General features: G+C 36.1%; 12 protein-coding genes. 4 read left to right on the top strand and 8 right to left on the bottom strand.

From position 1 onward, the window contains the following. Positions 1-185 precede the first annotated feature (185 nt). Positions 186-1037, bottom strand: coding sequence for an amidohydrolase family protein (locus ACTYBU_RS21615; RefSeq protein WP_445493004.1), 852 nt, complete (start codon positions 1035-1037; stop codon positions 186-188). Between the two features lie 573 nt (positions 1038-1610). Here ACTYBU_RS21615 and ACTYBU_RS21620 point away from each other — a divergent pair. Continuing rightward, positions 1611-2174 (top strand): MerR family transcriptional regulator, encoded by a 564-nt coding sequence (locus tag ACTYBU_RS21620; RefSeq protein WP_445493006.1) that lies wholly within the window; start codon positions 1611-1613, stop codon positions 2172-2174. 89 nt (positions 2175-2263) lie between these two features. Here ACTYBU_RS21620 and coaW read toward each other — a convergent pair whose 3' ends face one another. The 4 genes from coaW to ACTYBU_RS21640 all read right to left on the bottom strand — a co-directional run bounded on the left by coaW (position 2264) and on the right by ACTYBU_RS21640 (position 5994). After that, complete coding sequence (gene coaW, locus ACTYBU_RS21625; RefSeq protein WP_445493007.1) at positions 2264-3064, bottom strand: type II pantothenate kinase; 801 nt, start codon at positions 3062-3064, stop codon at positions 2264-2266. Between the two features lie 27 nt (positions 3065-3091). Beyond that, positions 3092-3568 carry a glutathione peroxidase gene (locus ACTYBU_RS21630; RefSeq protein WP_445493009.1) on the bottom strand — a complete coding sequence of 159 codons (477 nt, stop codon included), beginning with the start codon at positions 3566-3568 and terminating at the stop codon, positions 3092-3094. A gap of 29 nt (positions 3569-3597) precedes the next feature. Beyond that, the gene (locus tag ACTYBU_RS21635; RefSeq protein WP_445493011.1) at positions 3598-4137 is read right to left on the bottom strand and encodes a hypothetical protein; all 540 of its coding nucleotides are present in this window, start codon (positions 4135-4137) and stop codon (positions 3598-3600) included. Positions 4138-4305: 168 nt separating this feature from the next. Next, entirely contained in the window at positions 4306-5994 is a 1689-nt protein-coding gene (locus ACTYBU_RS21640; RefSeq protein ID WP_445493013.1) for a formate--tetrahydrofolate ligase, read from the bottom strand. An 842-nt stretch (positions 5995-6836) separates the two neighbouring features. Here ACTYBU_RS21640 and metA point away from each other — a divergent pair. Further along, the gene (metA, locus tag ACTYBU_RS21645) at positions 6837-7745 is read left to right on the top strand and encodes a homoserine O-acetyltransferase MetA (RefSeq protein WP_445493015.1); all 909 of its coding nucleotides are present in this window, start codon (positions 6837-6839) and stop codon (positions 7743-7745) included. 259 nt (positions 7746-8004) lie between these two features. Here metA and pdxR read toward each other — a convergent pair whose 3' ends face one another. Continuing rightward, a complete protein-coding gene (gene pdxR, locus ACTYBU_RS21650) occupies positions 8005-9411 on the bottom strand; it encodes a MocR-like pyridoxine biosynthesis transcription factor PdxR (RefSeq protein WP_445493017.1) in 1407 nt (468 codons plus the stop codon). A 113-nt stretch (positions 9412-9524) separates the two neighbouring features. On the opposite strand from pdxR, the gene ACTYBU_RS21655 reads away from it, so the two are divergent. Next, positions 9525-9950 (top strand): GNAT family N-acetyltransferase, encoded by a 426-nt coding sequence (locus tag ACTYBU_RS21655; protein WP_445493019.1) that lies wholly within the window; start codon positions 9525-9527, stop codon positions 9948-9950. Positions 9951-10662: 712 nt separating this feature from the next. On the opposite strand, the gene ACTYBU_RS21660 is transcribed toward ACTYBU_RS21655, so the two are convergent. After that, complete coding sequence (locus ACTYBU_RS21660; protein WP_445493021.1) at positions 10663-11358, bottom strand: AIM24 family protein; 696 nt, start codon at positions 11356-11358, stop codon at positions 10663-10665. Between the two features lie 355 nt (positions 11359-11713). On the opposite strand from ACTYBU_RS21660, the gene ACTYBU_RS21665 reads away from it, so the two are divergent. After that, complete coding sequence (locus ACTYBU_RS21665) at positions 11714-11923, top strand: DUF3892 domain-containing protein (RefSeq protein WP_445493023.1); 210 nt, start codon at positions 11714-11716, stop codon at positions 11921-11923. Positions 11924-12007: 84 nt separating this feature from the next. On the opposite strand, the gene mntR is transcribed toward ACTYBU_RS21665, so the two are convergent. Continuing rightward, positions 12008-12433: a transcriptional regulator MntR gene (mntR, locus tag ACTYBU_RS21670; RefSeq protein WP_445493025.1), complete on the bottom strand. Its 426-nt coding sequence runs from the start codon at positions 12431-12433 to the stop codon at positions 12008-12010. Positions 12434-12752 lie beyond the last annotated feature (319 nt).

Raw genomic sequence — 12752 nt, forward strand, 5'->3', positions numbered from 1 at the left:
AGTTAAAAAATCATCATCCTTTTCACCATTTTACCCCACTCTTACTGCCCGTTAAGGTCCAATAGAGGTACACAATCTAAGGTCGCCACTTCCTTATGTCTTCGTTTGTGCGTTCCACATCCTGTGGAACGCAAGCTTTCCATCAGTAGAGGATGTAGAACCCCCCACTGATGGAAAGGTTCACTTTATAAAAATTTTTTAATCCTTGGAAATACTTTTAATGCCGTTCGATAAAACACGTCTTCATGATATTGTTCTGGGATGAGATTCATCACGAAATTTTTGTATTCCTTCAATGGTGCAAGTGGCCAATCTGTACCAAATAATAATTTATGATAAGAATTCGAATAAACAAGAGCATGTTTTAAATGATTTAAAAAGATGCCTTCTTGTGCTTGATCCAGTTCTTTTTTTGCCCCGACAATCAATCCGGATAAATCAGCATAAACATTGCTGTTTTTATAAATAACTTCGGCTCCTGTTAAAGTCCATGGATCACCAAAATGGGCCATCATAAAGTTAATATTGCGATGTTTTACAGACACTTCATCAATTGTCAAGGGATGTGCGTATTTTAGCAGTCCTCTTTCTGAATACGTATCTCCTGTATGGAAAACAACAGGAATATGGTACTTTGCAGCCAGTTTATAGACTGGATCATATACTTCATCATACGCATAAAAAGGATAATAGCCTAAATAGATTTTGATGCCGACAACATTCTCTTTTTGAATTTCTTGTTCCAAACGTATAACAGCATCTTTCCCCATATGATATGGATTGATTCCAGGACAATAGACTACATGCTCAGGAAGTGCTGCATGTAAATCCAGCCCCATTGGAGTTGCAGCAGCATTATCTGGAAAACCCATATTGTCTGTTTCGGTTACACCCATTCCAATGGCTAAAACAATATCGGCTTCCTTCATCTCTGCTTTTAATCCTTCATAGCTATAATTTACTTTTGATAGATGATCTGCTGTGTGCTGAAATGATTTTATCTTCGAAAAATGAATATGTGCATCAATTACTTTCATTAGTACTCCTTTTTTAAAGAATTAGACTCTTTCTATACTATCACCTTATGACCGGTTTCATACCTTCTGATTAATAATAAAGTGAATCTTCCATCAGTGGGGGGGTTGTTCATCCCCTACTGATGAAAAGCTTGCGTTCCACAGGATGTGGTTGACACAAACGAAGACATAAGGAAGTGGCGACCTTAGTTTGTGTACCTCTATCGGATCTTTACGGGCGAGTTTCAACACCTAGCTTCCTCGATTTCTCAGCACCTTAAGGTAAGGTGTTTACCGCCCGTTAAGAGTAGGATAGAAAAGTCAACTTGGATTTCATGAATCATTTCCTTACTACCATAAAAATATTTCGAAAATCTATATTTGTAAACTTTAGAATGGAAGCATTTGTTCCTTCCTAAAAATTTTTTGCCAATTAGTCAAAAATAGAACTATATCAACAAAACTAGACAAGGCTCGCAAAAGGATTTTTTTTGGCAAATCCCGAAACTATTACTATGCAATTTTTTAAAATGCTCTTTGTCCCCCTCGTTTTTGGAGTGTTTTTAAATTACAAGAAAGAAGGGTGCTATTACAATGAATGAAGAAAAAGATATGATCCAAACCAAAGAATCAAATCCCCTAAGTGTCAAAGAAGCTGCAGAATATATTAAAGAAAGCCCAGGGGTAGTGAGAAACTGGCTGAGAGAATTAAAGTCTCATATTCCTACCATTGTAGGAAACCACGGGTATCGTTATTTTGACAAAGAAGGCCTAGAAATGCTTTTAGTAGTTCAAAAATTAAGACGAGAACAAAATCTATCATTGAGTCAAATTGAAGATGAGCTTTCTTCCTCTAAGCAGCCCTCTATTATTTCTCATCAGGATGCCACGGAAAGAATACTGCAAGACTTGAATACCATTAAAGAACAACTGGAACTGCAGGTAAACTTTAATCAAGTATTAGTGCAGCAGCTAAAAAAGCAGCAAGAACATATTATTGAGCAGCAACAATTTATCCAGCAACAAAAAGAACATATTGCAGCATTAAATACTGGCAGCTATGAAAAGGAATCAGTTTCCTCCATGCCCCGCAAAGTGGTACTAGATGAATCTAATTCAAAAAAGCAGGCATTTTTTCGTTTATTTTCCTATAGATAAAATAGAAAAAGTATTTGCTTTATATAAATAAATGTAATAAAGATGGACAACAAATTGCCTGCAATTTCGCTGTCCATCTTTTAGTATTGTTAATCTAAAGATAATAAGGCAGAAATAGCCCCGCTGTATTCACCTTTTTCTAAAAATAACTGTTCAACACCTAATTGTTCTCCAAAAGAAGAAAGGATGTTTTGCAGCGGTTTATTTTCGGATATAGTAGTTCCTGCATAAACAATATATGCAGGCTTATTCAAGTTTGCAGCTTGTTTCGTCAACAAAAAAATAGTTTCACCAATCATTTGCAATAAAGAGGCCGCCAGATCTTTTTCATCATTAACTCCGTCTATTTTTGCAAAATTACTTGCTGTTAAATCGCCATTCAGCAGGGGGTTCTCTATTGTATAAATATCTCTTACTAGAAGATCTACATTTTGTCTGTTTCCTTTAACAGCCAGGTCTACTAAACCAGCAAATTCTTTCTCTTTCGTCAACAAGGCGCCCAGCCCCAACCATGTACCCCCGCCGATGCCACTACCTAATATTCTTTCGCTTTTTTCTCCATTCACGAAATACCAAGATGTTCCTGTACCAATTTGAACGAGAAGATAGTTTTCCGTTACATGAACCCCCATATCCTTCAAAAGCCAATTTGTACCTAAACGTACTGCATTAAATTCATGAGTGATCGTGGCAGATGGAAAAAACTTATCTTTTATCCATTCCGCTCTTCCACCTGTTAGTCCAACTTTTTCAACCTGCATCATCTTTAACCAATTTAATACAGAATCTATTTCAGATACTGAATATTTTTTATTATGAAATTGACCATTTTCATAATAAGCCAGTTTTATAAGGGAACCTCCTGCATCAATGCCTATTTTTTTAGCCAATACATGAGCCCCCAAACCATTTTTTATTTACAGCAATTCTTCAATAGCTTTTCTCATTTCCATCGGAGCAAAGCTTGGAGCATATCGTCCTACGACCTTGCCAGATCGCTCAATTAAAAACTTCGTAAAATTCCATTTTATAGCTTTCATTCCTAAGGATCCGGGTGCTTCCTTTGTTAAATAGCGAAAAAGAGGATGTAAATCTTTGCCGTTCACCTTTATTTTTGCAAACATAGGAAAAGAAACACCATAATGCAATTCACAAAAGGTTTGAATTTCTTTTTCATTGTCAGGTTCTTGATTCATAAACTGGTTGCATGGAAAGCCAAGTACAGTAAATCCTTTATCTTGGTATTGTTCATACAAGCTTTGCAGTTCTTTATATTGCGGTGTAAATCCACATTTGCTGGCTGTATTGACAATCACCAATACTTTTCCAGCAAATTCTTGTAATGATTGTGTTTCTCCATTAATTGCAGCTGCTTCAAACTCATAAACACTCAACCTATCATCTCCTTTTCTCCCTTATGATGTTATCTAATTGGAAGCAGCTTTGTATTTTCATTTAATATCAACAATGTTTTTTCCATAAAGTCAATCATTCTTACTAAATCATCTATGTGTTCTTCTGTTATTAAACGATTAAATAACAATGTAAGGTGATTATCGATTGTATTATCAGTTGAAAATGGATTCATTCTTATTTCTTGTCCTATTTTACGATCTTCCCCCCAAATATGCTTCAGCATCTTTTCTAAGGATTGGAATATGTTGTCCTCCTTATTATGTCTTACTAAAAGATGAAGGGAAATATAGCAGCCAATTTCTTTTTCTTTCTTCATTTCTGGAAGCAATTCAGCTGCAAGATTCAATAGACCGGCATTCAAAGAAAAAGTCATTATCACATTCTGCTGATTTTTTAAAGAGAAAGAAATAGAGTATTCTCTGGAAAGCTTGCTGCTGTTAAATAGATCATTCCGGTCCAGTATTTCAAAAATTCCGTCCATATCTTTATCATAGAGGGCACCCTCCATCACTATTTTCATATTATCAAAAGCTGTTGGATCAAACATACACAATCCTTTCTATTGAAATCGCAAGCGTCTTTGTCATTGGCGTATATACTGTATATTCAATCTACATCGATACATCTGCCCTGATACCTGTTTAGCTTTTAAAATTTCATCATTTCTTACCTTCTAAAAAAGTGCAAGTGTTCCATAACACCTGCACCATTATTTTTAAAATAAGCCGATTGCTTTACCTTCTCCATCAACGTCCATATTCAACGCAGCAGGCTGCTTCGGCAATCCAGGCATTGTCATAACATCACCTGTCAATGCCACGATAAAACCTGCTCCGATAGATGGTTTAAATTCACGCACTACGATGGAAAATCCTTCGGGTCTTCCTAAAAGCGATGGATTATCTGATAAGGAATATTGTGTTTTCGCCATGCAAATCGGCAGATTCCCCCATCCATAACGCTCAAAATCCAACATTTGTTTTTTAGCCTTTGAAGTAAATTCCACCTTGCTTGCACCATAAATGGATTGGGCAATCGTGGTGATTTTTGATTCAATCGTTGCTTCCAAATCATATAAATGATGAAAACTCTGCTTTTTTTCATCCATTAAATCCAATACTTTTTCTGCGAGCTCGACGCCGCCGTCTCCCCCTTTTTCCCAAACCTCAGTTAAAGCAACAGGGATATTTTCTTGATTACATAACTTTTCTAAACAATTAATTTCATCATCTGTATCTGTATAGAAACGATTGATTGCCACAACAAAAGGCAAATTAAATTGTTTAATGCTGTCAATATGCTTTTTCAAATTAGCAAACCCTTTTTTGATGGCTTCCACATTTTCTGCAGCAAGCTCATTCTTTGCAACTCCGCCATGCATTTTTAATGCACGCAATGTAGCAACAATAACGACGATTTCTGGCTGCACCTCTTTATTTCTTGCTTTTATATTTAAATATTTTTCTGCTCCCAAATCTGCACCAAATCCAGCTTCCGTTACTACATAGTCTGCTAATTTAGAAGCAGCCGCTGTGGCAATAACACTGTTGCAGCCATGTGCAATATTAGCAAAAGGTCCTCCATGAATAATCGCTGGTGTGTGCTCAATAGTCTGTACTAAATTAGGTTTTATTGCATCTTTTAACAAAAGTGTCAAAGCACCCTCTACTTTAAGGTCGCCAACCGTTATTGGATTTTTATTAAAATCATACGCAATAATCATGCGTGCAAGGCGGCTCTTTAAATTTTCTGCATCTGTTGCCAAACATAAAACAGCCATTATTTCCGATGCAACGGTAATATCAAATCCTTCTTCTCGGGGAATCCCCTGCAAGGGTCCACCCAAGCCAATAATTACTTTTCTTAATGCTCGATCATTTAAATCAACGGCACGTTTCCATACAATTCTTCTTTGATCAATATTTAATTCATTGCCTTGATGAATATGATTGTCAATTAATGCTGCTAAAGCATTATTAGCTGTTGTAATTGCGTGCAGATCACCTGTAAAATGAAGATTAATATCCTCCATCGGCAATACTTGTGCGTAACCGCCTCCTGCCGCTCCTCCTTTTATCCCCATGGTAGGGCCTAAAGAAGGTTCACGCATGGCAATAATGACATTTTTATTTAATTTTTGCAGAGCATCTCCCAAACCTACTGTGACAGTAGATTTCCCTTCTCCAGCTGGTGTTGGATTAATTGCCGTTACAAGAATTATTTTCCCTGTTTTATGACTTTTTAACTGATTCAGCTTTTCGGACGTTATTTTCGCTTTATATTTGCCATAAAGCTCTATATCTTCTTCCGATAAATTTATTTTTTTTGCAATATGTAAAATAGGCTTCATTTCTGCCTGCTGCGCGATCTCAATATCTGATTTATAGGTCATTTTCTGCTGCATATTTAATCCTCCTGGCTCTCTAATGATTTCATTGTACAAAATAACGAAAAAAAAAGAAATAATGTAACAAAATGTTCGTATTTTTCAAAAAAGAAATCTATTCTATTAACTGATAAAATATCACTATTTCCTATTTTTTCAACTTTCTAAAGATTTAACCGTTGCTATGATAGTTAACTAAATTTATAATAAGCTATGTTACATTTTTGTTTTCTAATTAGGAAATAAATATAAAATCTTTATACCATTAAAAATAGCTTTTACTTTTAGGATGGAATAATGCATTTCCTCACACTATTAAGAAAAGCGCAAGCGCCCTTGCTCATCGACGGAAGAAGGTGAGTTCCACAGGATGTGGATCACACAAATGTTGCCACATGATGTGGCGTTCTTAATTTGTGTACCTAAAGGTGAGATAAAGGAAACACGAAGAGCGCAAGCGTCGAAGTTGACTTATCGTAGACGAGGTGAGGGAAGCGTTGAAGTCGATAGGGTGCTGGCCGATTAAATACGCAACGTCCTGTTGCAACATCGGCACTAGTACATCCTGTACGTCGGAGCTAGACACTTGTCTGACTTCAGAAAACTTATACTTTCTTATCTATTAAAAAATAGGCACTATCAAATTTCATTGTTGATTTTTGATTGGTCAGGGAATCTACTCGCTTTCCGTGGACGAACCGGCAAGCCTCCTCGTTCGTACCATCTTGCGGGGTCTTGCTAGTCCGTTTTTCTACAGGAGTCTCGCAAATTCCCTTCCCAAAAACAATATTATCTTTAAATAGAGCAAAAAATAAAATACAGCTGAAGAAAGCCAGAATAATAAAAAAGGAGAAAAATTTATGCCAATTAAGATTCCTTATCTTTTGCCTGCACGTGAGGTATTAGAAGAAGAAAATATTTTTATTATGGATGAAAATCGTGCGAATACACAAGATATTCGTCCGCTAAACATACTGATACTGAATTTAATGCCAGAAAAACAAAAAACCGAAGTTCAGATTTTGCGTTTATTAGGAAATACACCATTACAAGTAAATATTTCTTTTTTACGAACAGCTTCCTATGAATCAAAAAATACAAGCCCTTACCATCTAGAACAATTTTACACAAGCTTTGAAAAAATAAAGAATAATAAGTATGACGGAATGATTATTACTGGTGCTCCAGTAGAATTATTAAACTTTGAAGATGTGCAGTATTGGAAAGAACTAACAGACATTATGGAATGGTCCAAACGCAACGTTACATCCACCCTTCATATATGTTGGGGTGCACAAGCAGCACTGTATCATCACTTTAAAATTAATAAATATGAATTGGAGAATAAATGCTACGGCATATACTCTCACTACTTATTAGATGCTTCAGATAAATTGCTAAGAGGATTTGATGACAATTTTTTAGCTCCTCATTCACGGCATACGAATGTAGATACAGAAGAGATCATGAAGCATCCTGATTTAACATTACTCGCTGCATCTGAAGAAGCAGGAGCATTTATCATCAGTGCAGACAACGGAAGGCAGATTATGATAACCGGCCATTTAGAATATGACTCCTGTACACTTGCACAAGAGTATTCTCGAGATCGAGCAAAGGGACTGGATATTCACCTTCCACTGGATTATTTTCCTAATAATGATCCAAACTCAAAACCATTAAACAGTTGGCGTTCCCATGCCTATTTACTATTTTCCAATTGGTTAAACTATTATGTTTACCAACAAACGCCTTTTGAGTGGAAATGAAAGAACCTTGCGCTGAAAAATAGGTAAATCCTTATTATTGCAGTATAGTAAAAGCGCAGCTGCATTTATACGCAAAACATACAAATCCGGAAAGTGTAATAAAGTAAAAAACAACCAGTCCTCTCTCCTGTACTGGTTGTTTTTTTATTCCTGGTAAAAAATAGCCCATGCTTTTTCTTTGAATAAATTAAATCCTCTCTAAAAATGCCAGCTTAGTTCTTACTGTATGCCTGCTTTGTCAAATAATCATACGCAGCCATTATAGTTCCCAGGCTTTTTTTAATTGGTGAATACCTTTTTCTATTTCCTCTTCCCTCAAACCGCCAAATCCTAGTAAGATGGCAGGCTTTTGATCCGTATTATGATTAGAATAATAGATGGAAGTTGGATAAACTTTCACTTTATATTCTTTCGCTTTTTCGATTAACTCTTTTTCTGACATATTATTTTGCACACTTAATAGTAGGTGTAATCCGGAGTCATCTCCAATTACACCAGCTTGTATGCCAAGGTATTTCTCAATGCATCGAATTAATGTATTCTGTTTTTTACGATAGACAGTTCTCATTCTATTCAGGTGACGTTCCCAATGGCCGTTCATCATAAACAGCCATAAAGTATGCTGGTGCAAACGAGAAACCGTCTGTTTGTAGATTAAAAAATGATCATGATACTTTTTCAGCAAGTTATTTGGCAATACCATATAGCTAATTCGAATCGAAGGCATTAATGATTTAGAAAATGTTCCCAAATAAATAACCTTTCCGTTTTGATCTAATCCTTGCAGTGCTGGTATCGGCTTCCCTTTATACCTAAATTCACTATCATAATCGTCTTCGATAATATACCTTCCATTTTCACTCGCCCATTTTAATAATTCCATTCTTCTCTTAATAGGCATAACCATTCCATTTGGAAATTGGTGAGAAGGAGTAACATATGCAACATTTGCATTACTTTCCTGTAAATAATGGATATTCATTCCGTCTTGATCAAGAGGAATTCCCATTAAACTAACTCCTTGATCTTTGAAAACCTCTCTTGTTCGATGAAACCCTGGCTCTTCCATGGAGAAAATTAAATCTTTTCCAATTAACATCGTTATTAAACCAATTAAATATTGGGTTCCAGCACCAACAATAATTTGGCTTGATGAACATCCTACCCCTCTTGATTGAAATAAGTAATTGGAAATTTCTTCTCTAAGCGCTAATTCTCCTTGCCGGTCTCCATTTAAAAAGAGGGAGCTTTGATCTTCATAAAGACTTTGCATTGTCAACTTTCTCCAAGTGGATAAGGGAAAGTGTTCTAAAGCTATTTGTCCATGACTAAAGTCAACTTCATATAATCCACTTTCCTCCCTTTTTAATTCCTTTCTAGTTTTAAGTTTAGGCGTCAAGTTAAGAAACATCTCTTTTGATAGTTCCTTCACGTATACCCCCTTTCGTTCTATGCTCTCCGTATATCCTTCTGCAAGCAGCTGCTGGTAGGCTGTTTCTACTGTATTTTGACTAATTCCAAGGTGAAAAGATAGGTTCCTTTTCGAAGGGAGCTTTAGTCCTGGTTCGATTCTTCCGCTTTGTATCTCCTTTTTAAAATAAGTGTAGAGCTGCAAGTAAAGCGGTTCTTTAGAAGTTTGATCTAATACTGGTGTTAGTTCGAGCATTTTCTTCCCCTCTCTTCCAACTGGCATGGTTAATTATATCCAATCTGACTCTTTTAATCATATCAGTATTTTCATATAATCAAAACAATGAATAAGAAAGGAGAATATTTCCAATGATTTTCTTTGAAACGAAGGAGAAAGAACAAATCCAATTGAAAGTAGACGCTGCAATCAAACCGGAAGAACTATCCTATCTATTTAAAAAATCAGGGCTGAAAAGACCGTCTGACGATTTACAGCGGTTAAAAAGTATGCTTCATCATGCTGATATCCTTATTACAGCATGGCATCATGACAAACTTGTTGGAATAGCAAGAGCCATTACTGATTTCAGTTATTGCTGCTATTTATCCGATCTAGCAGTTGATTTACACTATCAAAAGAAAGGAATTGGCAAAGAATTAGTGAGAGAGGTACAAAATCAAATAAATGGGGAAGTAGCGCTCATTCTATTGGCTTCTCCTGCTGCGATGGAATACTATCCACGAATCGGATTTGAAAAAATTGAAAATGGCTATCGCATTCCAAGAAATAAATAAAGTAAACTTCCATCAGTGGGGGTTTTTCCTTATCCCCCACTGATGGTTAGTTGCACTTATCGGATCTTTACGGGCAGTTATCCCACACCTCGATTTCTCAGCATCCCCGAGGTGGGGGTCTTACTGCCCGTTAAGTGTGGGATAAATCCATTATTTAAACTTTTTATATAATGGATTTTCTAAAAGTTTGTAGCTTTTTAATAAGTTGAAACTCATTTGAGAAGTACTGAGCAGCCTTAATACATGTAGACTCTCCGCACGGCTTAGCAAGACAGGCGAGAAGAAAGCAGGGTGAAACGACGATGCGGCTCAAGGCTCGCCCCGCGGAAAGTGAAGGGTATTTTATGCTGTGGGCTATATAACAACAATCTATACGAAAAGAGCCTAAAATAATGAGACAAAAAAGCTGTATAAGAGACATGATGTCCTTTCATACAGCTCTTTGTACAAAGATAAGAAAATATAAGTTTTCAGAAGTCTGACGGGTGTCTAGCTCCGACGTACAGGATGTACTAGTGCCGATGTTGCAACAGGACGTTGCGTATTTAATCGGCCAGTGCCCTATCGACTTCAACGCTTCCCTCACCTCGTCTACGATAAGTCAACATCGACGCTTGCGCTCTTCGTGTTTCCTTTATCTCACTCGATTCAGTCCTGCTTTTTCTGTCGATGAGCAAGGGCGCTTGCGCTTTTCTTATTATACAAAGTATGATCAACTTTTATTTTCGCTATAATACACTTCTTCAAATGGCTGAACAACGACAAAACCATCTCCAGTAAACTTCATTTGAATGGATTCGCCGCTGCCTCTTCCAAAAAAGGTCTTCAAAGAAATATCTGTTACAAATTCCGGCTGCAAATTTCCTGACCAAGCAACGGTTGCATTGGGATCTGTAAAAACAGGGTTTTGCGGCGTTACCTTTAACGTTAACGGCTCATAATGAGAGGTAATTGCCACCATTCCACGTCCAGATAAGTGAATATTAAATAATCCTCCCGCCATCATGCCTGCAATTCTTTTCATTAATTTAATATCCCAGGTAATACTAGGCTCAAACGCTAATAAATCATTTCCATTCACATATAGTGATTCATTTTGCAAGTGTAGAATGGATATTTTCTTCCCTTGATCGGCAACATATAATTTTCCTGATCCATTTGCTTTCATTAAAGAAGCACCTTCACCGCTCAATGCTTTTTTAAACATTTTTCCGAGTCCATGTTCCAAAACACCTTCTCGGGTAAATTTAATATTTCCTCGATAGGATACCATACTGCCTGCTTTTGCCCAAATCTGGTCTGTTAAATTAATTTCCAGCATCCTTGGTGTTTCTAATTCAAATAAACCTTCCCCCTTATCTTTTTGCTCTGTTTGCTCCACAAAATCCTGCAGCGAATATCTCCCCATATACTAACTCTCCTTTCGTTCTTAACCATATCCAATGTCCTATAAGTATGTATGCAATTTTTTTCCTATTCCACATATGTTAAAAAAGAAATGAAATCCTACAGCTTAATTTTATTGCTTGTATAAATATTTTACGAATAAAAAAGAGAAAAGTTTCAATTTATTTGCAGATGAAGACTGCCAGGATGGTTTAGTTTGTTTTGAATAAAGGAAGAATAATGGTAAATACTAATTGGCATAATTCCACAGCAAGCATGTAATCACCTTGTCAAAAACATAAAGTCAACCTTACACCAGTGGGGGTTTTACTGCCCGTTAAGAATGGGATTAAAAAGATGAAAAGGGAGGAATCTTTATGGAGCAGCTAATTGCAGTAGAAAGAAATCGTAATGGACAAATTATTAGTTTTAAAACATCCAGTGGAAGAGTTATTTCGTATAGAAAAGCATTAATGGAAGCTGAAAACGGCATAATTGACGGTGTTTCGATTACAGAAAACCAGGAAGAAAACGGACCTTCAGTTAGCTTTGACAATACATTTGATGATTTTCCAATGATCTATTAACATAGGGAAATCGTTGATGAAAAAATAAAGAGACTATACTATCACTATGTAATCATCCCATATTGATAGGCAGTCTCTTTGTTTTTATTCCATTTCCTCATTTTTTTGTTGAATAAAAGTTAATTCTTCGATACGCTTCTCATCTTCTTCAAAATATTGGACTAAATCTCCTACACGATCAATGGCATCCCAACTTAAGTGATGTTCGATGCCTTCTACATCCTGATAAATATTTTCCTCTTTCACACCAATTATTCGCAATAATTGTTCCAATAATTCATGACGATATACTAATCTTTTTCCGATTTTTTTTCCTTTTGCAGTTAAAATTAATCCACGATATTTTTCATATACAAGATAGCCATCTTTATCAAGCTTCTGAACCATTTTTGTAACAGATGAAGGGTGAACAGATAATGCTTCTGCGATATCTGAAACCCGTGCATATCCTTTTTCTTCAATTAAATTATATATTTGTTCAATATAGTCTTCCATACTAGGTGTTGGCATTTTTAATAATGGCCCTCCTATCACATTCCATTACACATTAAATTTTTAATAGGGTTCACATTTGAATCAATCAAACATTTCCATAACAAAAGGCATATTTTGTTTGTGCCCCATTAATTGTCCCATTACAAATTCTCTCCCCCACCCTTTCTTTAATTCTTATAAACTATAGGTGGAGGATAAAGTAAAACTTCCGCTTCGGAAGTTTTACTTTGCTGCTTGCTATACGCTCACATTTTTGTGTTTATGCAGAAATATATTATTTCAAAAATTGATTGTATTTAGCACATGCTATATAAACCATATAGCATGTGATTCA

This window comes from Niallia sp. 03133 (genome assembly GCF_052663225.1).